Source organism: Plantactinospora endophytica, assembly GCF_016862915.1.
Lineage (GTDB): Bacteria > Actinomycetota > Actinomycetes > Mycobacteriales > Micromonosporaceae > Plantactinospora > Plantactinospora endophytica.
Map to the genome: position 1 here is coordinate 204,977 of NZ_BONW01000019.1, position 20,424 is coordinate 225,400.

The 20,424-nt window shown below is 70.4% G+C and carries 19 protein-coding genes and 1 tRNA gene; 11 read left to right on the plus strand and 9 right to left on the minus strand.

Annotated features, from left to right (window positions below):
• Positions 1-16: 16 nt before the first annotated feature.
• The gene (locus tag Pen02_RS20300; protein ID WP_239141001.1) at positions 17-316 is read right to left on the minus strand and encodes a hypothetical protein; all 300 of its coding nucleotides are present in this window, start codon (positions 314-316) and stop codon (positions 17-19) included.
• Positions 317-903: 587 nt separating this feature from the next.
• On the opposite strand from Pen02_RS20300, the gene Pen02_RS20305 reads away from it, so the two are divergent.
• The 3 genes from Pen02_RS20305 (at position 904) to Pen02_RS20315 (ending at position 2,775) form a co-directional block, all read left to right on the plus strand.
• Positions 904-1,785 (plus strand): helix-turn-helix domain-containing protein, encoded by an 882-nt coding sequence (locus Pen02_RS20305; protein WP_203867662.1) that lies wholly within the window; start codon positions 904-906, stop codon positions 1,783-1,785.
• On the plus strand, positions 1,755-1,976 hold the full coding sequence (locus Pen02_RS20310) for a DUF397 domain-containing protein (protein WP_101368887.1): 222 nt from the start codon (positions 1,755-1,757) through the stop codon (positions 1,974-1,976). The genes Pen02_RS20305 and Pen02_RS20310 overlap by 31 nt, the downstream gene beginning before the upstream one ends.
• A gap of 352 nt (positions 1,977-2,328) precedes the next feature.
• A complete protein-coding gene (locus tag Pen02_RS20315) occupies positions 2,329-2,775 on the plus strand; it encodes a hypothetical protein (protein WP_203867663.1) in 447 nt (148 codons plus the stop codon).
• Here the strand turns inward: Pen02_RS20315 and Pen02_RS20320 are convergent.
• Positions 2,743-3,342: a hypothetical protein gene (locus Pen02_RS20320; protein WP_203867664.1), complete on the minus strand. Its 600-nt coding sequence runs from the start codon at positions 3,340-3,342 to the stop codon at positions 2,743-2,745. The genes Pen02_RS20315 and Pen02_RS20320 overlap by 33 nt on opposite strands.
• Before the next feature lie 249 nt (positions 3,343-3,591).
• Between Pen02_RS20320 and Pen02_RS20325 the strand changes: the two genes are divergently transcribed.
• Positions 3,592-5,460 carry a S8 family peptidase gene (locus Pen02_RS20325; protein ID WP_203867665.1) on the plus strand — a complete coding sequence of 623 codons (1,869 nt, stop codon included), beginning with the start codon at positions 3,592-3,594 and terminating at the stop codon, positions 5,458-5,460.
• Between the two features lie 72 nt (positions 5,461-5,532).
• Here the strand turns inward: Pen02_RS20325 and Pen02_RS20330 are convergent, their stop codons facing one another.
• The 5 genes from Pen02_RS20330 to Pen02_RS20350 all read right to left on the minus strand — a co-directional run bounded on the left by Pen02_RS20330 (position 5,533) and on the right by Pen02_RS20350 (position 10,087).
• A complete protein-coding gene (locus tag Pen02_RS20330) occupies positions 5,533-6,312 on the minus strand; it encodes a 3-ketoacyl-ACP reductase (protein WP_203867666.1) in 780 nt (259 codons plus the stop codon).
• Positions 6,313-6,465: 153 nt separating this feature from the next.
• On the minus strand, positions 6,466-7,863 hold the full coding sequence (locus Pen02_RS20335) for a hypothetical protein (protein WP_203867667.1): 1,398 nt from the start codon (positions 7,861-7,863) through the stop codon (positions 6,466-6,468).
• Between the two features lie 99 nt (positions 7,864-7,962).
• Positions 7,963-8,769: a WecB/TagA/CpsF family glycosyltransferase gene (locus Pen02_RS20340; RefSeq protein ID WP_203867668.1), complete on the minus strand. Its 807-nt coding sequence runs from the start codon at positions 8,767-8,769 to the stop codon at positions 7,963-7,965.
• A gap of 34 nt (positions 8,770-8,803) precedes the next feature.
• Entirely contained in the window at positions 8,804-9,877 is a 1,074-nt protein-coding gene (locus tag Pen02_RS20345) for an NAD-dependent epimerase/dehydratase family protein (protein ID WP_203867669.1), read from the minus strand.
• A gap of 127 nt (positions 9,878-10,004) precedes the next feature.
• Positions 10,005-10,087: transfer RNA gene (locus Pen02_RS20350), tRNA-Leu, on the minus strand.
• 276 nt (positions 10,088-10,363) lie between these two features.
• Between Pen02_RS20350 and Pen02_RS20355 the strand changes: the two genes are divergently transcribed.
• The 7 genes from Pen02_RS20355 (at position 10,364) to pknB (ending at position 19,318) form a co-directional block, all read left to right on the plus strand.
• Positions 10,364-11,161 (plus strand): FHA domain-containing protein, encoded by a 798-nt coding sequence (locus Pen02_RS20355; RefSeq protein WP_203867670.1) that lies wholly within the window; start codon positions 10,364-10,366, stop codon positions 11,159-11,161.
• A gap of 5 nt (positions 11,162-11,166) precedes the next feature.
• Positions 11,167-11,649 (plus strand): FHA domain-containing protein FhaB/FipA, encoded by a 483-nt coding sequence (locus tag Pen02_RS20360; protein ID WP_192766269.1) that lies wholly within the window; start codon positions 11,167-11,169, stop codon positions 11,647-11,649.
• Complete coding sequence (locus Pen02_RS20365; RefSeq protein ID WP_203867671.1) at positions 11,646-13,082, plus strand: PP2C family protein-serine/threonine phosphatase; 1,437 nt, start codon at positions 11,646-11,648, stop codon at positions 13,080-13,082. Before Pen02_RS20360 ends, Pen02_RS20365 begins: the two co-directional genes overlap by 4 nt.
• 145 nt (positions 13,083-13,227) lie before the next feature.
• A complete protein-coding gene (locus Pen02_RS20370; protein ID WP_203867762.1) occupies positions 13,228-14,619 on the plus strand; it encodes an FtsW/RodA/SpoVE family cell cycle protein in 1,392 nt (463 codons plus the stop codon).
• Positions 14,616-16,121: a peptidoglycan D,D-transpeptidase FtsI family protein gene (locus tag Pen02_RS20375; RefSeq protein ID WP_203867672.1), complete on the plus strand. Its 1,506-nt coding sequence runs from the start codon at positions 14,616-14,618 to the stop codon at positions 16,119-16,121. Before Pen02_RS20370 ends, Pen02_RS20375 begins: the two co-directional genes overlap by 4 nt.
• 1 nt (position 16,122) lies before the next feature.
• Positions 16,123-17,490, plus strand: coding sequence for a serine/threonine-protein kinase (locus tag Pen02_RS20380; RefSeq protein ID WP_203867673.1), 1,368 nt, complete (start codon positions 16,123-16,125; stop codon positions 17,488-17,490).
• A 19-nt stretch (positions 17,491-17,509) separates the two neighbouring features.
• Complete coding sequence (gene pknB / locus Pen02_RS20385; protein WP_203867674.1) at positions 17,510-19,318, plus strand: Stk1 family PASTA domain-containing Ser/Thr kinase; 1,809 nt, start codon at positions 17,510-17,512, stop codon at positions 19,316-19,318.
• Positions 19,319-19,457: 139 nt separating this feature from the next.
• On the opposite strand, the gene Pen02_RS20390 is transcribed toward pknB, so the two are convergent.
• Both Pen02_RS20390 and Pen02_RS20395 read right to left on the minus strand, forming a co-directional pair.
• Complete coding sequence (locus tag Pen02_RS20390; RefSeq protein ID WP_203867675.1) at positions 19,458-20,108, minus strand: aminodeoxychorismate/anthranilate synthase component II; 651 nt, start codon at positions 20,106-20,108, stop codon at positions 19,458-19,460.
• A 7-nt stretch (positions 20,109-20,115) separates the two neighbouring features.
• Positions 20,116-20,421 (minus strand): hypothetical protein, encoded by a 306-nt coding sequence (locus Pen02_RS20395; protein WP_203867676.1) that lies wholly within the window; start codon positions 20,419-20,421, stop codon positions 20,116-20,118.
• Between the last annotated feature and the right edge of the window lie 3 nt (positions 20,422-20,424).

The following is a 20,424-nucleotide window of genomic DNA, read 5'->3' on the forward strand; positions in this document are numbered from 1 at the left end:
CTCGGCGAGATTCGGCTCAGCCGACCCGGACCCGCGCGGCGAGCGTGCTGGAGTTGGTCCGGACGGGTCGCCGGGCCTGCGGGTAGTTGTGCCGCCCGGCATTGGTCTGGAGCTGACGCAACCCGTTGAGCTGCACGAATATCGACCGCCGCTCGACCGCGTCGCCACTCGGGTCGAGTTCGTAGCCGTCGAGCCAGACCCAGCCGTGGTACGTCGGCCAGTCGTGTACCCGGATCACCCGGAAGTAGATCGGCTCGGCGAACTGAACGCTCGCCGCGCGGTTCACGTGGAGCACATCACCGGAGCGGGGAAGCACATCAGCTCCTGTCCGACTGGCGCCGGCGGACCGGCGGAAGTGGCGGGCGGGGGTTCTTCGGTGGGTGGTCCGGACACGCTGCTGCGGTGGTCATCCCGCACTGCTCGGGATGGGGCGTCGGCCGGAGCGATGCGTCGTTGCCATCACATCGCCCCGGCCGACACCGTCGACTCCGGGACGCGCCAGCCGCCGTAGCGGCCCTGGCATACAGCGGCGGGGGCTCTTACCCCGGAGCGGGGCTTCGTGCCGTACCGCCGGCACGACGGTCCCCCGGGTCAGGCGAGAATGGGGGAGCATTGCATCGCCTGACCGCAGGGGAACGCTGCGTAGCCCGAGCCATACGGACAGGGTGCATCAAGAACATGATCAATGCAAGTTGCAGTTTGCCCTTTGCTCCGGGATGGCGATAGGAGGCTGTCCGGCGCTTGATGCGCCGCGCGTGGAACGGGCAGACTGGACCCGGTTTCCGGCCCGTGCGGGGCCGACAGGGTCATCGCTCCATCCGCCGCGAATGAACCCCCGCCGATCGGCGGTCGAAGGCGCGGCGGCAATCCGACTTCCCTTATTGATCGTCCGGAGGTGACCCGGTGACCGAGCGCCGGAGCCCGACCATCCGCCGCCGCCGGCTCGGAGCCGAGCTGCGCCAGCGCCGGGAAAAGGCCGGAGTCACGATCGAGGCCGTCGCCGAGCTGCTGGAATGCTCCGCCTCCAAGGTGTCCCGCATCGAGACCGGCCACACCACGGCCACCGTCCGGGACGTCCGCGACATGCTCGGCATCTACGGCGTGACGGGTGCCGAGTGCGACGAGTTGATCCAGATCGCCCGGGAGGCCCGGCAGAAGGGCTGGTGGCATCCGTACAGTCCGGTGCTCGCCGGGGCGTACGTCGGGCTGGAGGCGGCGGCCGGCTCGATCCGGGCGTACGAGCAACAGACCGTGCCGGGTCTGCTACAGACCGAGGAGTACGCCCAGGCCATGATCCGGTCGGCGCGGCCGGACTGGGTCGCCGAGGAAGTCGACCAGCGGGTCCGTGTCCGGTTGGGTCGTCAGTCGTTACTTGACCCGGACGATCCGATCGATCTGTGGGTGGTGCTCGATGAGGCGGTGATCAGCCGGCCGGTGGGCGGCGACGCGGTCATGCGGGCCCAGTTGGAGCGGCTGGTAGAGGCCGCTGACCTACCGAACGTCACGCTCCAGGTCCTGCCGTTCGAGGCCGGCGCACACGCCGGCATGGACGGCACTTTCACCATCCTCGGCTTCCCCGAACCGGGTGATCCGGACGTGGTGTACGCCGAAAACGCCACGGGCGGGCTTTTTCTGGAGAAGCGGGATGAACTACAGAAGTACATATTCATCTTCGATCATATCCGCGCGGCAGCCCTACGCCCGGAGGAGTCCGTCGCCCTGATTTCGAAGTTGGCAGAGGAGCCATTGTGGAAGTGGAGACAAAGGGGTACCGCGTCGACCTGAGCGGGGCAGCCTGGCACAAGAGTTCGCGTAGCGGACCCAATTGTGACAACTGCGTCGAGGTGGCCTTCGCGGGCGGCGCGATCGCGGTACGCGACTCGAAGAACCCGAGCGGGCCCGCCCTGATCTTCACGCCCGACGAGTGGGACGCGTTCGTCGGCGGTGCCAAGGACGGCGAATTCGACCTGACCTGAGGTCACGGAGCCAACGACACCTGACCTGACGGTCGCGCGAACCAGCGGGACCTGACCCGGAGGTCGGGCGAACCAGCGATCAGCCCAGCGCGGTCAGCCGGTCGGCGGAAGTGCAGCCGCCCGGGTGGCCGCGCTGGTTGCGTTGACGGTCCACCCGGCGACCCGGCGCCGCCGCAGCGGATCGGCCTACACGGATGATCGGCGCCGCCGCAGCGGATCGGGCCGCCACGGCGATCGGCCGCCACGGATGATCGGCCGTCGCCAGTGGCCGGTCGGGTCGTTGTACCTGACGGCGAGTCGGCATCACCGGCCGCCGTAGGGGGTTCGCAACCGAGCGAGGCAGGCGAGACGGATGACGATCGGGTCGGAGAATCTGGGCAACGGCACGGCCAAGCCGGAACGGTTCGGTGGCAAGTACCGGGGTGCCCGCCGGGACACCAGCGCGACGGTCGACGAGTCGTCGGCCGACACCGACCTCGGGTCGTCGGCGGAGGGCGTCGCGCCCGAGCGGGTCTCCGACCTGGCGGCCGCGCTGGGGCAGGCGAGCCCGCCGGAGCGTACGCCGACGCTTCCGTCGCTCGACATGGGCGGGCTGACCGAGCCGGTCTTCCCGCCGGCCGGCTGGCCGGACGTGCCGCCGAGCGAGCCGCTCGTCGACCACCCGCTGCTGCGCGGACTGCTGCTGGAGTTGCCGCCGAAGGGCAGCATCCCCGGTTCGGTCTGGCTCGACCGCTGGTTCGAGGCCGCCCGGGCGATCCTGGAACTGCTATACGTGCAGGATTCGAGTCGTCCGCGATGACCGTGACCGGATGGTGACCGCCCGCTCGACCAGCCGGCTGTGCCGCAGCGCGTGCCGTACCCCGATGGTGCCGACCGCGAGCACCGCCGCGGTGAGCACCACGCCGATCATGCCGGGACTGGTCAGCGGCACCAGACCGGTGGCGGTGACCAGTCCCGGCAACATGACCAGGCCGGTCACCTGCACCGGCAGGGCGATCATCGGATGAGCGGCGGCGGCCCGCAGTGCGGGTGGGGCCGGGGTCTCCGGCGCCGAGGCGAAGGCGCCCGCGCCGCCCCGGAGTTGCCGCAGCCGGCGTACCGTCAGCGCGGCGACGACCACGGCGGGCACCGCCGGCAGCGCGAGGCCGACCGCGGTCCGGTCGGCCAGCGTCGGCTCCGTCTCGACCAGCCCGGCCAGCAGCACCCCGGCCAGGCCGGCCAGGCCGGATCCGACCAGCGCGAGCAGCAGTCCGGTACGGCGACGCAGCGGGCGCGCGGCCCGTAGCTGGGGCAACCCGTCAACGACGAGACCGGCCGCCAGCCAGACGGCGGCGATCGCGAGCAGGATGGCGAAGTCCGGGTCCATGCCCAACACTGTTGCCCGTTTTCTTGCCTGGCGAATCCGGGCCGGTCCCCACCGAACCCCGGAGAAACCACCCGTAGGGGTCCGGACAGGTCGACCGAACGTAACGATCGCCATCGTTCCGTAGAGATAGAAGATCCGGGATCTACTGTTCCGCCGGGCTAATGACTAATCTCAGCACGATCGGTTTCGCTGACTCGTCACTCAGAACAGGGCGGGCGGCCGGGTACCGGTCGGAGGGGAGGAGGGGAGATGAGTCTCCCTCGTAGGTCCATCGTCGTCGGAGTGTCCACTCTGGCCATGATCGCCGCTGTGGCAGTACCGGCTGCCGCGGCACCACCGGAAGGCACCATCCGGGCCGCCGGCAGCGCCAACGCCGTCGCCGACAGCTACATCGTGGTGTTCAAGGACACCGCAGTGGCCCGGGCGAACGTTCCGTCGACGGCCCGGGGCCTGATCGGCAAGCACGGCGGCAAGGTCGGCCGCACCTACAGCGCCGTGCTGCGGGGCTTCGAGATCAACGCTTCGGCACAGGCCGCACGGCGGATCGCCGCCGACCCGAACGTCGCGTACGTCGAGCAGAACCAGACGGTCCGGATCAGCGGTACCCAGCCGAACCCCCCGTCCTGGGGCCTGGACCGGATCGACCAGCGGAACCTGCCGCTGAACAACTCGTACACCTACCCGAACACGGCGTCGAACGTGAACGCGTACGTCATCGACACCGGCATCCGGTTCACCCACAACGACTTCGGCGGCCGGGCGGTCAGCGGGTTCGACGCGATCGACGGCGGCTCCGCCGACGACTGCAACGGACACGGCACGCACGTCGCCGGCACCGTCGCCGGTACGGCGTACGGGGTGGCCAAGGCCGCCCGGATCTACGGCGTACGGGTGCTGAACTGCGCGGGATCGGGCACCAACGCGCAGGTGATCGCCGGCATGGACTGGGTCACCGCGAACGCGGTGCGCCCGGCGGTGGCGAACATGAGCCTCGGCGGTGGCGCGTCCAGCACCATCGACACCGCGGTCAACAACTCCATCAACGCCGGCATCACCTACGTGGTCGCGGCCGGCAACGGTGACACCTTCGGTGTTCGGCAGAACGCCTGCAACTACTCGCCGGCCCGGGTGCCGAACGCCATCACGGTCGGCGCCACCCAGAACAACGACGCGGCGGCGAGCTTCTCCAACTTCGGCACCTGCGTCGACATCCTGGCGCCGGGTGTCGGCATCACCTCCGCCTGGTACACCAGCAACACCGCCACCAACACCATCAGCGGTACCTCGATGGCGTCGCCGCACGTGGCCGGCGCGGCGGCGATGGTGCTCTCCGCCAACCCCACCTGGTCGCCGCAGCAGGTCCGCGACTACCTGGTGAACAACTCCACCCCGAACGTGGTGACCAACCCGGGCACCGGTACCCCGAACCGGCTGCTCTACGTGGTCAACGACGCTCCGGCCAACGACTTCTCGGTCGCGGTCTCCCCGGGCACCGGGTCGACGACGCCGGGCGGTTCGGTCACGGCCACCGTCAGCACCGCCACCACGGCCGGTGCGGCGCAGTCGGTGACGTTCTCGGCGAGCGGCCTGCCGGCCGGCGCCACCGCCACGTTCAACCCGGCCACGGTCACCTCGGGCGCCTCGTCCGCGTTGACCATCGCCACCTCGGCCAGCACTCCGCCGGGGACGTACCAGCTCACCATCACCGGCACCGGTACGTCGGCCACCCGGAGCACCCCCTTCACGCTCACGGTGACCGGCACCAGCACCGGCTGCACGGCCAGTAACGGGACCGACGTGGCCATCCCGGACACCAACGTCAACGTGACCAGCGGCATCACCATCGCCGGCTGCAACCGGAACGCCTCCAACACCTCGACGGTGGCGGTGGACATCGTGCACACCTACCGGGGTGACCTGGTCATCGACCTGCTCGCGCCGGACAACAGCGCGTACCGGTTGAAGAACAGCAACCTCTCCGACGGTGCCGACAACGTCAACGCGACGTACACCGTCAACCTGTCGTCCGAGGCCGCCAACGGTCTCTGGCGGTTGCAGGTGCGGGACGTCTACGGCGGCGACGTCGGGTACATCAACTCCTGGACCCTGAGCCTGTAGTAGTGCGCTGAAACGGTAGGCGGAGGGCCCCTTCCCGGCGTGGGAAGGGGCCCTCTCGCGCGTCCGGGGGGATCAGAGGGTACGCAGGTGGAAGCCGCCGTCCACGTCGATCACCTGCCCGGTGCTGAACGGCAGCAGGTCGGTGGCGACCGCCACGACGGCCCGGCCGACGTCGTCGGGCTGTCCCCAGCGGCGGATCGGGGTCAGCCCCTGGTTGAAGATGAGATCGTCGTACCGGGCCTTCACCGGGCCGGTCATGTCGGTCTCGATCACGCCGGGCCGGATCTCGTAGACGTTGATCCCGTGCTCGGCCAGTCGGGTGGCGTAGAGCTGGGCGGTCATCGCCAGTCCGGCCTTGGTCACGCAGTAGTCGCCCCGGTTGACGCTGGCGGTGTACGCGCTGATCGACGAGATCACCACGATCTTCGGCCGTTCGACCCGGCCGGCCGCCTGCTGCGCGATCATCGTGTTCGCGACGAGCTGGATCAGGAAGTACGGCCCCTTGAGGTTGATGTCGACCAACCGGTCGAACGACTCCTCACCGGCCTCCAGCAGGTCCGCCCGGACGCTCGGTGCCACCCCGGCGTTGCTGACCAGCAGGTCGATCCGGCCGAACGCCGCCGTCGTCTCGTCGACCAGGTGCCGCCGGTCCTCGGCCCGGGACACGTCGGCCCGGACCAGGTGTGCCCGGCCGCCCCGGGCCTCGACCTCCTTGCCGACCTCGGCCGCCGCGTCGGCGTTGCTGGCGTAGTTGACCACGACGTCGTAGCCCGCGCCGGCCAGCGCGACCACCACACCCCGCCCGATACCCCGCGACCCACCGGTCACCACGGCTACGGGACGGCTGCTCATGCCGCCCCTCCACTGCGTTCCGGGCCGTCATGAGGCTCATCCGCACTGAGCTGGCTGATTCGCTCGCTCCGCTTGCTCATGCCGCCCCTCCACTGCGTTCCGGGCCGTCCTGAGCCTCAACACTGAGCTGGCTGATCCGCTCGCTGCGCTCGCTCACGCAGTCACCTCGCCGGCCGGGCCGAAGAAGGTGTAGTACGGCTCGTCCCGGGCCACCCGCTGGAGATAGAGGGCCAGCTCCCGGGCGTGGTAGTCGCCCCACATGCTCGACTCGCCGTTGGGCACCCGCTGCCCGGCCGGTACGTGGTCCCAGCCGTTCGGGCGGTGGTAGACCGAGTGCAGCAGCAGGCCCTGGTGCCGACCGTCGGTGCTCAGGTACGGCTCCCCGAACAGCGTGTCGGCCACCGTCAGCCCGGCCTGCCAGTACTTCCGGCCCTCCTCGGGACGGCCGGTCCGCTCCAGGTGACGGCCGAGCCGGAGCAGTCCCTGTGCCCCGATCGCCGCCGCCGAGGAGTCCACCGGCTCGTGCGCGTTGTACGGGTCGGCCGGCCGGTCCAGGTAGTCACCGAGTCGGACCAGTCCGGGTGCACCGGTGTCCCAGTACGGCACCCCGTCGGTGGGGGTGTGCGCGAGGTAGAAGTCGCAGGTGGCGGTGGCGGCGCGAAGCAGCATCGCCTCGACCTCGGCCCGGCCGCCGTACGGGGCCAGTTCCTCGTCAGGCAGCACGGCGAGGAACTCCAACTGCTCCGGGAAGCCGAGCATCGCCCAGGCCAGTCCCCGGGTCCAGGTGCTGAACGGCGAGTACCCCTGCTGGGTGCTGGGACAGCGGTAGCTGCCGTCGTTCACGTTGAAGATCGACTCGTGTGCGGTCCGGCCGAGGACGTCGTAGCCGTCCCGGCCCTTGCCGTAGTAGACGTTCCACCGGGCGGTGTTGGCGGCGTGCTCGACCAGCCGGCCGAGCAGCGAGATCCGCTCGTCGCGCTCGCCCATCAGCACGTGTCCGAGCAGGTGCGACACGGCGAGCGCCCGGCAGGACCGGATGGTGTCGACGAAGAGCGACTGCGGCCCGTTGAACGAGTAGACGTAGCCGGTGCCGTCGGCGGTGGTACGCCAGCGGGCGGCCTGCACCGCACCGGTCAGCTTGAGCGCCAGCTCGTAGAAGTCCCGCTCGGCACGGTCGGCCGGGATCCGCCCCTCGTTCATCAGCCGCCACAGGTTCCCGTACGTGCTGACGTTGTTGAACCCGTGGTCGTGTACGCCGATGTGGCTGACGTGGCTGGCCATCACCGCGACGGTCTGTTCCCGCCCGGAGTCGAGGAACCGCCGCTCGCCGGTGGCGTCGAACTGGAGCAGCGCGGAGCCGTACTGGAAGCCCTGGGTCCACTCGGTCCAGCCCCGCGCGGTGTACTGCCCCTCCACGGTGAACACCGGCGAGGCGGCGCCGGGCGGGCAGCTCTTCTCGATCGAGTCGATCTTCTGGGCGCTGGCCTCCCAGAGTCGGTCGATCTTGGGTAACAGCGCGGACGGGGTCAGGCCCTGGTCGATCCTCATCATCGGCCCAGCATAGGAAAGCGCTATCCCAAGCGACAGGGGGGCAGGCTCACCAGACCTGTCCCGACCTGGCCCGGCCGGCCTCCCGAGGAGGACGGAGGGTCAGACCGCGAAGGTGGCCGGACGGTCGTTCGCCGGGGCCGGCGGGGTGGCCTTCCACAGGCCGAGCCGCTGCGCGGTCAGCCGGGCCACGTACGCCGGGTTGAGCACCATGTAGCGGTGGAAGAGACGCTTCGGCTCCAGACCGAACCGCCACAGCCACTCCAGGCCGACCCGCTGCATCCACGGCGGCGGCTTGCGGAGCAGCCCGGCGTGGTAGTCGAAGGCCGCCCCGACCGCCATCAGCGGCATGTCCAGCAGCGGTCGCATCGCGTACGTGAAGACCTCCTGCCGGGGGCAGCCCAGCCCGACCAGGACGAGCCGGGCCCCGGAGGCGCGGATCCGGTCGGCGATCTCGGCGTCCTCACCCGGGCGGGCCGGCCGGAACTTCGACGACTCCACCCCGGCGATCTTCAGGGCCGGGAACATCCGCTCCAGCTCCGGGATCAGCCGGGCGAGGGTCTCGTCGGTGGAGCCGTAGAGGTAGACCGGCATGCCCTCGTCGGCGAACCTGGCCAGCACGCTCAGCGTCAGGTCGGGGCCGTAGACCCGCTCGGCCAGGGCGGCCCGGTGCAGCAGGTTGAGCGCCCAGCGGACGGGCTGGCCGTCCGGGGTGACCACGTCGAAGGCGTTGAGCCGGGCGTTGTGCGCCGGGTCGAGTACCCCGGTCATCACCCCGTGCACGGCCAGCGCGGTCAGTGCCAGCGGCCGGCGCTCCCGCCCGGCGGCCACCACCTGCTCGGTCGCGGCCTCGTAGTCGACGGCGTCAACCAGTACCCCGAGCACGTTCCGCTTTCCCCGCGAGATCACGGTCTCCCCCTGTAGCCCCTGACCGGTATGACGGTCACGCCCCTGGCACCCACTTGTCGACGTTGGCGGCGTAGATCTCCTGGAGGATCATCGGCACGTCGTAGATCTGCTTCCAGTCCGGGTAGTCGCGCTGGAAGGCGGCGTTCGAGCCGATCCACCACTGGTGGTCGCCGACCCGGTTCGCCTCGTGGTATTCGGTGACCATCTGCTGGCCGCTGATCTGCTCGGCCAGCGCGAACGCCTCCAGGTGCGAGCAGTTCGAGTGCCGTCCGCCACCGAGGTTGTAGACCGCCGCCGAGCGCGGGTTGCGGAAGAACGCCTCGAACGCGGCGACCACGTCGTGGCTGTGGATCGCGTCCCGGACCATCTTGCCCTTGTACCCGAAGATCTTGTACGTCCGGTGCTCCATGTTGCAGCGCATCACGTAGCCGAGGAAGCCGTGCAGCTCGGTGGCGGAGTGCGCCGGGCCGGTCAGCGTGCCGCCCCGGAAGCAGGCGGTCTTCATGCCGAAGTAGCGGCCGTACTCCTGCACCATCACGTCGGCGGCGACCTTGGAGGCGCCGAAGACCGAGTGCAGCGAGCCGTCGATCGACATGTCCTCCTTGATCCCGTCGAAGTACGGGTGGTCCACCGCGAGTTCCCAGCGGGTCTCCTGCTCGACCAGCGGGAGGCTGTTCGGCCGGTCGCCGTAGACCTTGTTGGTCGAGCAGTGGATCACCGGCGCGTCGATGCAGTGCTCACGGACGTTCTGCAGGACGTTCAGCGTGCCGCCCGCGTTGACGTCGAAGTCGGTGAACGGGTCGCGCAGCGCCCAGTCGTGCGAGGGCTGCGCGGCGGTGTGGATCACCACCCCGATGTCGCGGCCGTACCGCCGGAAGATCTCCGCCAGCGCGTCCCGGTCGCGGATGTCGACGTCGTGGTGCGTGTACGCGTCGCCGAGGTCACTGGTGAGCCGCAGCACGTTCCAGGCGGTGGACGCCTCCGCGCCGAAGAACTTCCGGCGCATGTCGTTGTCGATCCCGACCACGTCCAGGCCGAGCCCGGCGAAGTGCCGGACCGCCTCCGATCCGATCAGGCCGCCGGATCCGGTCACCAACGCGACTGTCACACGTGACTCCTGGTTCGCCCTCGGGTCGGAAACTCCCGGAGCATAGCGCGGTGGCGCGATTGCCCCGACATGTTCGACCCCGATATGAACGAGGGGCTCCGTGTCACCACGGAGCCCCTCGAAGCGGTGGGGAAGGGGGGAGTTGAACCCCCACGCCCTTTCGGGCACACGGACCTGAACCGTGCGCGTCTGCCATTCCGCCACTTCCCCTTGCGAGGCGTGACCCGCGTCGCCCCGCACCCTCTCGACGAGAGTCCGGGACAACCCGGCTCATCCCCCGAGCGCGCCACAGGACAATAACAATCGTGTCCGGAGCCCACTCTTCGGCATGTGCCGGGACATACTACGCTGTCCCTACTGCCGCCGCGGGCGTTACCGCTCGCGGCGGATGGAAGAGTAGCACGACTAACCCCGGCCCCTGAGGAGAGGCCGGGTGCAGGCGGCCGAGCGGCGTGCGAGCCGCACGTGCGGCGGCCGGATACCATCATGTCCTCGGAACCCGAGGAGGAGCCGGTGAGCGTGCTGCAACGCTTTGAGAAGCGTCTGGAGGGCCTGGTCGAGGGGGCCTTCGCAAAGGTGTTCAAAGGGGTCGTGCACCCCGTCGAGATCCTCAACGCGATGCAGCGGGAGGCAGAGGCGCACAAGGCGATCCTCGCCGGCGGGCGCACCCTCGTACCCAACCGCTACGTGATCGATCTCTCGCCGTACGACCACAGTCGGCTGGCGCCGTACGCCGCCGCGCTGGCCCAGGAACTGGCCCAGTCGCAGGCGGAGTTCATCGGCGAGCAGGCGTGGACGGTCTACGGCGACGTCATCGTCGAGATCGAGCGCGGAGACGGGCTCGACACGGGCATGTTCCGGGTCACCGCCGAGGTCTACACCGGCGGCGACGTGGCCCCGGTGCACCAGTCGCCGTACGACCAGCAGGGCCAGCCGGGCGGCTACCCGCCGTACGACCAGGGTGGCGGCTACGGCCCGCCGCCGGGGCACGGCGCGGGCGGGCGGAACATCCGGCTCGTCTCCGGCGACGGGCGGACGTACCCGTTGCAGATGGGCTCGACGGTGATCGGCCGGGGCGACCAGGCCAACCTACGGCTGCCCGACGTCGGCATCTCCCGCCGGCACGCCCGGCTCGACTTCGACGGCGCCCAGGTGGTGCTGACCGACCTCGGCTCCACCAACGGGACCATGGTCAACGGCCAGCGGGTCTCCGCCGTCGCGCTCAACCCCGGCGACATGATCCAGCTCGGCACCACCACCCTGACCTTCCGCGTGGACGGCTAAGCGCCTTGCCCCCATTCGTCATCACAGTCGCCCGGATCGGGTTCATCGTCCTGCTGTGGATCTTCGTGTTCACGGTGGTCGGAGTGATCCGGCGAGACCTCTTCGCGGGAGCGAGGTCCAGCCGCCTCGTCGCCGCGCCGCGCGGGGTGGGGGCCGTGCTGGGGAACAACAAGCCGGCGAAGGTCAAGCGCGGCCGGGCGGCGCACCAGTTGGTCGTCACCGCCGGGCAACTCGCCGGCACCCGGATCACGCTGGGAGAAGCACAGATCACCATCGGCCGGGCGGAGGATTCGACCCTGGTGATCACCGACGACTACGCCTCCGCGCGGCACGCCCGGCTCGTGCCCCGTTCCGGGCAGTGGTTCGTCGAAGATCTCGGTTCGACTAACGGGACCTACCTCGATCGCGCTAAGGTCACCGGACCTACCCCCGTCCCCCTCGGCGTGCCGATCCGAATCGGCCGCACTTCCCTCGAATTACGGCCATGACTCTGACCCTGCGTTACGCGGCGCACAGCGACCGCGGGCTGATCCGAGACGGCAACCAGGATTCCGTCTATGCCGGGCCACGGCTTCTCGCCGTGGCCGACGGTATGGGCGGGATGGCCGCCGGTGACGTCGCCAGCAACATCGTCATCGGTGCCATGGCCCCGCTCGACGAGGACGTCCCCGGTGACGCCCTCGTCGACGCGCTGCGGGGAGCCGTGGACACCGCCAACCAACAGTTGCGCGACACGGTGGACGCCAATCCGCATCTTGAGGGCATGGGCACCACGCTCACCGCCCTGCTCTTCTCGGGCAGCAAGATCGGCATGGTGCACATCGGCGACTCCCGCGCCTACCTGCTCCGCGACGGCGAGTTCGCCCAGATCACCAAGGACGACACGTACGTCCAGATGCTGGTCGACGAGGGCCGGATCAGCCTGGAGGAGGCGAGTAGCCACCCGCAGCGGTCGCTGCTCACCCGGGCACTCGACGGTCGTGACATCGACCCCGAATACTCCGTCCGCCAGGTGCTGACCGGTGATCGCTACCTGATCTGCAGCGACGGGCTCTCCGGCGTGGTGAGCGCGGAGACCATCGCGGACACCATGCGCAACCTCAAGGACCCGCAGGCGTGCGTCGAGCGGCTGGTGCAGCTCGCGCTGCGCGGCGGCGGTCCCGACAACATCACCGTGATCATCGCGGACGCCAGCGACCAGGACATCCTGGAGGCGGCCCCGATCGTCGGCGGTGCTGCCGCCCGGGACCGGGGCATGGCAACCTCGGCCGACGACTCGACGCCGGCCGCCCGGGCCTCGGCACTCTCCCCGCCGCGTCCGGCCAGCCCGGAGCCGGCCGAGCCCGAGCCGACCTCCGACGACGAGTCTGAGCGTCCGCGCCGGCATCCGCTGCGCACCGCCGTACTCGCGGTGGCGCTGCTCGGGGTGGTCGGCGCCGGGCTCTGGTTCGGCTGGGACTACACCCAGCGGCAGTACTACGTCGGGGCCACCGACGACGGCCAGCTCGCGGTCTTCCAGGGCGTTCCGGGGCGGATCGCCGGGCTCGACCTGTCGAACGTGCACGCGACCAGCCCGACCAAGCTGGACGACCTGACCGACGCCGCCCAGGAGCAGGTGAAGCAGGGCATCCAGGCCAACAACGAGCCCGACGCGGTACGCCGGCTCGCCGAGTTGACCGACGAGGACCCGGGCAACCCCAACCTGAAGCCGCTCTGCCAGCCCAGCGTCGCGCCCGGCGTCACCGCCACCCCTACTCCCACCCCCACGCCGAGCGCCACCGCCCCGACCCCGTCCGTGCCCACTCCCACCCCCGGCCAGACCGTGCGGGCCACCGCCACTCCGGCGGACACGCCCGACGCGCCACCGTCCGACCCGATCCCGCCGGTCACCGACCCTGCGGGATGCCGGTCGATCGAGTGAGCGTCAGCTCCGACGATCCGAGGGAAATCACGTGACCGCCCCGCCTGGATCGGCATCGACGCCCGCACCCACGGGCGAGCTGCCCCGTGTCCGTGTCGCCGCCAGGTCCAGGCGGAACGCCGAGCTGGCGCTGCTGCTGCTGGCCATGCTCGTCTCGGCGGCGTACGCGGCGACGGCCGAGGCCAACCTGCTCGACACGGTGACGTTCGACTTCTGGGTACCGATCGTCTCGTTGACCGCCGTGTTCCTGGCGATCCACGTGGTGGTCCGCTTCCTGGCGCCGTACGCCGATCCGGTGCTGATACCGGCGGTGGCCCTGATCAACGGACTCGGCGTGGCCTTCCTGCGCCGATTGGACCTGAGCAAGGCCAACCCGGACGAGCGGGCCGACCTGACGATGTTCTCCGGCACCGGCGGCCGGCAGCTCGCCTGGACACTGCTCTCGGTGGCGCTCGCCGCCGGGCTGCTGGTGCTGATCCGCGACCACCGGGCGATCTCCCGGTACGCCTACACCCTGGTCCTGGCCGGCATCGTGCTGGTGATCACCCCGGCGCTGCTGCCCGCCAAGTACTCGCAGGTCAACCCCGAGTCCGACGCCAAGCTCTGGATCAGCGTCGGCGGCTTCACGATCCAGCCCGGTGAGTTCGCCAAGCTGGCCCTGCTGGTCTTCTTCGCCTACTACCTGGTGCGCAAACGCGAGGTGCTCTCGCTGGCCAGCCGGCGTTTCCTCGGTATCGACTTCCCGCGTGGCCGGGACCTCGGCCCGGTCATCGTGGTCTGGCTGATCAGTCTCGCGGTGCTGGTCTTCCAGAAGGACCTCGGCACCTCGCTGCTGTACTTCGGCATGTTCGTGGTCACCCTCTACATCGCCACCGAACGGGTGAGCTGGCTGATCATCGGTCTGCTGCTCTTCTTCGGCGGCGCCGTGCTCGCCTGGTATCTCGGCAGCACGATCGGCGGCCCGTTCGCCAGCTTCTACACCCGGGTGGACATCTGGCTGGACCCGTACGGCGACCCGTACGGCACCGGCTGGCAAACCCTCCAAGGGCTGCTCGGGCTGGGTACCGGTGGGCTGTTCGGGACCGGGCCGGGCGCCGGGCAGCCGACCGAGATCCCCGAGGTGCACACCGACTTCGTCTTCGCCGGGCTGGGTGAGGAGATCGGCCTGTTCGGGCTCTCCGCCCTGCTGGTGGTCTACCTGCTGATCATCGAGCGAGGGCTGCGGGCCGCCCTGGCGGTGCGGGACTCGTTCGGCAAGCTGCTCGCCGGCGGGCTCTCCTTCACGGTCTGCCTCCAGCTCTTCGTGATCATCGGTGGCGTCAGCGGCCTGATCCCGCTCACCGGGCAGACCACGCCGTTCCTCTCCGCCGGTGGTTCGTCGCTGATGGCGAACTGGCTGCTGGTCGCGGCGCTGCTGCGGATCTCCGACGCGGCGCGCCGGCCGGTCGACTCGGCTTCCCCGGCCCGGCCCGGCGGAGCACCCGCCGGACCGCCGCCCCAGTTGCACGGCGCCACAACGGAGGTGATCAGACCGTGAACGCACCGTTGCGCCGGGTGGGCGTCGTCGTGATGGTCCTGTTCGGCCTGCTCTTCGTCAACCTGAACTACGTACAGGCGTACAAGGCCGACGAATATCGCAACAGCGACTACAACGGCCGGGTCCAGGTCGCCGAGTACGAGCGCAAGCGCGGCATCATCGAGGCCGGCGGCACACCCCTGGCGACCAGCAAGGAGACCAGCGGCAAGCTGAAGTTCCTCCGCACCTACCCGAAGGGCGAGGTGTACGCGCACGCCCTCGGCTACAAGCCGGTCAACCTGGCCGACACCGGCATCGAGAAGAGCGAGAACGACTTCCTCGCCGGCACCAGCGACCAGCTTTTCGGCGACCGGGTACGGGACCTCTTCACCGGTAACCAGACGGCGGGCGGGAACATCCTGCTCACCCTGTCGCCGCGGGCCCAGGAGACCGCCTTCCGGGAGTTGGCCAACAACCGGAAGGACGTGCCCCGGGGCGCGGCGGTGGCGATCGACCCCTCGACCGGGGCGATCCAGGCGCTGGTCTCGATGCCGAGCTTCGACCCGAACCCGCTGGTCGACCACGACACCGAGAAGGCGCAGGCCGCGTACAAGCAACTCGACGCCGCCGAGAACGGGCCGCTGAAGAACCGGGCGCTCTCCGAGACCTTCCCGCCGGGCTCCACCTTCAAGGTCATCACTTCGGCCGCCGCGCTGGAGAACGGGTACGAGCCGGAGACCCGGATCCCGGCCGGTCCGGCCTACCTGGCCCCGACCGCCGGACAGGAGATCCGCAACGCGGTTCCGAGCATCTGCCCGCAGACCCAGGTGACCCTGATCACCGCGTTGACCGACTCCTGCAACACCGGCTTCGCCCAACTCGGCGTCAAGCTCGGCGCCGACAAGCTCAAGGACGAGGCCCGGCAGTTCGGCTTCGAGGACGACGAGCTGGCCGTCGGCCGGCTCAACGGCTCGGGCCAGAAGGTGGCGGCCAGCCGTACCGGCGAGATGGCGACGCCGGACGGCAACGACGACCCGCCGTCGGTGGCCCAGTCCTCCATCGGGCAGAACAACGTCCGGATGACCCCGTTGCAGGGCGCGCTGATCGCGGCCACGGTGGCCAACGACGGACGGCAGATGCGGCCGTACCTCGTGCAGCAGCAGCTCGGCCCGGACCGCACCACCGACTACTACACCGCCGTACCCAAGGAGCTGCGCGAGCCGGTCAGCGCCGAGGTCGCCAAGCAGCTCCAGGACATGATGGTCAGCGTGGTGCAGAACGGCACCGGTACCAACGCGCGGATCAGCGGATACCGGGTAGGCGGCAAGACCGGTACCGCCGAGACCGGCGGGAACAGCGACGACCACGGCTGGTTCATCGGGTTCGCGATCAACAGCGCCGGCAAGCCGATCTCCGCGGTCTGCGTCTTCCTGGAGGACGCCGGCTCGGGCGGCAGTGCCGAGGCGGCGCGGATCAGCCAGCAGATCATGCGGGCGGTCATCGCCGACCGGGGAGGCCGCTGACATGCTGAAGCCCGGAGTGCTGCTCGGTAACCGGTACCGCCTCGACGAGCGGATCGCCGGTGGCGGCATGGGCGACGTGTGGCGGGGCACCGACGAGGTGCTCGGCCGTACGGTGGCGGTCAAGATCCTGCTGCCGGCGCTGCTGGACGAGCCCGGCTTCGCCGAACGGTTCCGGGGCGAGGCCCGGACCATGGCCACCATCAACCACCCCGGCGTGGTGGACGTCTACGACTACGGCAGCGACCAGCAGATCGCCTTCCTGGTCATGGAGTACGTCGAGGGCGACGCCCTGTCCCGGACGCTGGGCCGGGTCGGCCGGCTCACCCCGGCCCGCACGATGGCGCTGGTCGCGCAGGCCGCCGACGCGTTGCAGGCCGCCCACGACAAGGGCATCGTGCACCGGGACGTGAAGCCGGGCAACCTGCTGGTCCGGCCGAACGGCACGCTCGTGCTGACCGACTTCGGCATCGCCCGCTCGGCCCTGGTCGGCCAGCTCACCGCCGCCGGGTCGGTACTCGGCACCGCCTCGTACATCTCGCCGGAGCAGGCGGCCGGCGAGGTCGCCACCGCCTGTTCCGACGTGTACGCGCTCGGCGTGGTCGCGTACCAGTGCCTGGCCGGCCGCCGGCCGTTCGAGGGCAACAGCGCGATCGAGATCGCCATGAAGCACGTCCGGGACAACCCACGGCAACTGCCCGGGGACATCCCACCGGCGATCCGGGCGATCGTCGAGCGGTCGATGGCGAAGGACCCGAAAGCCCGCTGGCAGACCGCGTCCGAGCTGGCCGCCGTGTCCCGGCAGGCAGCCGCCACGATCGGGATGACCAACCAGCCCGGCCGTCCGGTCGCCTCGCTGCCGGTACCGCCGCAGCGCCCCGGACCGCCGGCCGCGCCCGCAGTGCCGCACGGGCCGGCCCCGGTGCCGCCCGCTCCCCGGGTACCGCCCGGCGCCGCCAGGGTGGCACCGCACGCCCCGCACTCGCCGGCCGTCCCGCCGATGTCCCGCCCACCGGCCGGTACGGCGGTCGGCCCGGCCGGCTACAACCGGGGTGCGGCGGCGGTGCCGCAGCCGGTCCGGCCTCGACCCGACGCCGCATACTCGTACCCGAGGCCACCGGCGGCAGCACCGCCGTCGCCCGGGAACCGCTCGCTGCTGATCGCGCTCTTCGTCGTGCTGGGCCTGTTGGTACTGATCTGCTCGGGCGTGATTGCCTTCAAGTGGAGAGAGAACAGCAACAACAACAGCAGCATGCCAGCGCCGAAGGTGGCGATAACGGAACTGCGGTCGGAAGCCGGACGCGACGCGCCGCCCGGTGCGCCGTACCGTCAGGTGGAGCGGACCGTGTACCCCGACGGGGTGACCAGATGAGCGAAGGACGACTGACGAGATGACGGCGCAGGCCCGCCTGCTGGGTGGCAGGTACCAGGTCGGCGAGCTGCTCGGATACGGCGGCATGGCCGAGGTGCACCGTGGGCGCGACCTCCGGCTGGGCCGTGATGTCGCGATCAAGATGCTTCGTACTGATCTGGCCCGTGACGACACGTTCCAGATGCGTTTCCGACGGGAAGCGCAGAACGCCGCGTCGTTGAACCACCCGGCGATCGTCGCCGTCTACGACACCGGCGAGGAGATCGCGCCGACCGGCGAGACGCTGCCGTTCATCGTGATGGAGTTCGTCAACGGCCGGACGCTCAAGGAGGTGCTCGCCGCCGAGGGCCGGCTGATGCCCCGCCGGGCCCTGGAGATCACCGCCGACGTCTGCGCCGCGCTGGAGTTCAGCCACCGGCACGGCATCATCCACCGGGACATCAAGCCCGGCAACGTGATGATGACCCAGACCGGCCAGGTCAAGGTGATGGACTTCGGCATCGCCCGGGCGCTGGCCAGCGGCGCCACCACGATGACGCAGACCAGCGCGGTGATCGGTACCGCACAGTATCTTTCGCCCGAGCAGGCCCGGGGCGAGGCGGTGGACGCCCGGTCGGACGTCTACGCCGCCGGCTGCGTACTGTTCGAGCTGCTCTGCGGCCATCCGCCCTTCGTGGGCGACAGCCCGGTCAGTGTCGCCTACCAGCACGTCCGCGAAGAGCCTCCGACGCCGAGCGACCTCAACCCGGACGTCACCCCGCCGATCGACGCGATCGTGCTCAAGGCGCTCTCCAAGAACCCGCTCAACCGCTACCAGAGCGCGGCGGAGATGCGTGCCGACCTGCTCCGCGCGGCGGCCGGCCGGCCGGTGATGGCCACCCCGGTGCTGCGCGAGGACGAGACGATGGCGATGTCGCACACCGCGACCACCCGCCAGATCCCGGCCGGCGCCGGTCGGCCGATGCCGCCGGCCCGGGTCGGCGACGCCCGGCGCCGCAAGGCGTCCGCCTGGGTGATCGCCACGCTGAGCGGTCTCGGCGTGCTCGCGGTGATCGCCCTGGTCGCCGCCCTGATGCTGAACCAGAACGACGATCCTGGCACCACGGCCAGCGTCGAGGTCCCGAACGTCGTCGGCAGCACCCAGGAGGCGGCCGAGAACACGCTGCGGCAGGCCAACCTGACGCCCAAGGTCGGTGCCGCCGACACCAGCGACGACTGCGAGAAGGGGCAGGTCACGTCGCAGAGCCAGGCGGCGAACAGCAAGGTCGATCCGGGTGCCGAGGTGGAGATCCGGGTCTGCACCGGCCCGGGGACGGTGCAGATCCCGAGCAACCTGCTGGGCGGGAAGTTCGAGTCGGTGGAAGGCCAGCTCAAGGGCCTCGGACTGGTGGTGCAGCGCAAGGACGTGAACAGCGGCGAGCCGAAGGGCATCGTCACCAAGCTCGACCCGGGCGAGGGCAAGAAGGTCGCCCCGCGCAGCACCGTGGTCGTCGAGGTCTCCCGGGGCAACGTCGTCGAGGTACCGAGGGTCACCGGGCTCCAGGAGGACGAGGCGCGGGAGCGGCTCGAGGAGGACGGCTTTGACGTGCGGGTCGTCGACGGTGATCCGGTACCGCGCGCCGAGGCCGGCGAGGTGACCTCGCAGAACCCGCGCGCCGGGGAGAGGAAGCCGACCGGCACGGTGGTGACGATCACCGTCAGTGTGGCCGAGGAGGAGGACGAGAACCCGCCCCCGACCACTCCCTCGCCGACCCCCACCGGCGGGATCGGCGGCGGTGGCCTCTTCCCACCGGTGAACCCGCCGCCGACCCGGCCGGAAACCCGCTGACCACAGCGCCGCCGATCGGCTGACCGCGACACCCTCCGACCACTCCGGCCGACAGACCGGGGTGGTCGAGGCGTATCCGGGCCCGGCCCGGCCGGGAGGAGCACGGCCGGGGTGCCGGACGGCCGGCGCCGAGCTGGGGTCAGACGGTGACGAAGGCGGCCCGGCGTCGGGCGTCGACCTCGGCGGCCAGCGCCGGAGCCCGGTCCAGCGCCTCCGGCAGGCCGCAGCCGGCCAGCCAGTTGGCCAGCATCAGGTGGCCGCCCTCGGTCAGTACCGACTCGGGGTGGAACTGCACACCCTCGATCGGCAGCTCACGGTGCCGCATCGCCATCACCACACCCGACTCGGTCCAGCCGGTCACCTCGATCTCGGCCGGCAGGGTCTCCGGCAGTACGGCGAGCGAGTGGTAGCGGGTCGCGGTGAACGGATCCGGCAGTCCGGCCAGTACGCCCTCGGAGCGGTGCCGCACCTCGGACGTCTTGCCGTGCAGCAGTTCGGGTGCCCGGGTGACGGTGCCACCGAACGCGGCGCCGATGGCCTGGTGGCCGAGGCATACGCCGAGGATCGGCAGCCGGCCGGCGTACTCGTGGATCACGTCCAGGCAGATGCCGGCCCGGTCCGGTGTGCCGGGGCCTGGCGAGAGCAGCACACCGGCGACATCGAGTCGACCCACCTCGGCGAGGTCGATCTCGTCGTTGCGGCGTACCTCGCAGTCGACGCCGAGTTGGCCTAGGTACTGTACGAGGTTGAAGACGAACGAGTCGTAGTTGTCGATCACGAGGACGCGCATCGCGGGCCTACCTGGTCGGGCTCGGGGGCGGGGTGTTGTTCCGTTCGGTGTCGTACGGCAGCTCGTGGCCTTCCTCGGCCGGTGTGTCGCCGACGCCCGGGTCCTCGCCGTCGACGCCGGGTTCGCCGCCGGCCGGATCCCCGGGGACACCGTTCTCCTGGGTCACCTGGACGTCGTCGAACGGCAGCAGCGGCTCGGCCCACGGGAAGACGACGTACCAGAGCGCGGCGAGCAGGCTCGCGGTGATCAGCAGTGAGCCGATCAGCTTGCCCGGTACCCCGAACGGCAGCTTGCGCCAGATCCATCCGTACATCGC

Excerpts from the sequence above, each read along its gene's own strand:
- Pen02_RS20380 (WP_203867673.1), top strand. The coding sequence starts at position 16,123 with ATGCTGAAGCCCGGAGTGCTGCTCGGTAACCGGTACCGCCTCGACGAG.
- Pen02_RS20325 (WP_203867665.1), top strand. The coding sequence starts at position 3,592 with ATGAGTCTCCCTCGTAGGTCCATCGTCGTCGGAGTGTCCACTCTGGCC.
- Pen02_RS20355 (WP_203867670.1), top strand. The coding sequence starts at position 10,364 with ATGTCCTCGGAACCCGAGGAGGAGCCGGTGAGCGTGCTGCAACGCTTT.
- Pen02_RS20320 (WP_203867664.1), bottom strand. The coding sequence starts at position 3,342 with ATGGACCCGGACTTCGCCATCCTGCTCGCGATCGCCGCCGTCTGGCTG.
- Pen02_RS20330 (WP_203867666.1), bottom strand. The coding sequence starts at position 6,312 with ATGAGCAGCCGTCCCGTAGCCGTGGTGACCGGTGGGTCGCGGGGTATC.
- Pen02_RS20315 (WP_203867663.1), top strand. The coding sequence starts at position 2,329 with ATGACGATCGGGTCGGAGAATCTGGGCAACGGCACGGCCAAGCCGGAA.
- Pen02_RS20365 (WP_203867671.1), top strand. The coding sequence starts at position 11,646 with ATGACTCTGACCCTGCGTTACGCGGCGCACAGCGACCGCGGGCTGATC.
- pknB (WP_203867674.1), top strand. The coding sequence starts at position 17,510 with ATGACGGCGCAGGCCCGCCTGCTGGGTGGCAGGTACCAGGTCGGCGAG.
- Pen02_RS20390 (WP_203867675.1), bottom strand. The coding sequence starts at position 20,108 with ATGCGCGTCCTCGTGATCGACAACTACGACTCGTTCGTCTTCAACCTC.
- Pen02_RS20370 (WP_203867762.1), top strand. The coding sequence starts at position 13,228 with ATGCTCGTCTCGGCGGCGTACGCGGCGACGGCCGAGGCCAACCTGCTC.
- Pen02_RS20335 (WP_203867667.1), bottom strand. The coding sequence starts at position 7,863 with ATGATGAGGATCGACCAGGGCCTGACCCCGTCCGCGCTGTTACCCAAG.
- Pen02_RS20395 (WP_203867676.1), bottom strand. The coding sequence starts at position 20,421 with ATGTACGGATGGATCTGGCGCAAGCTGCCGTTCGGGGTACCGGGCAAG.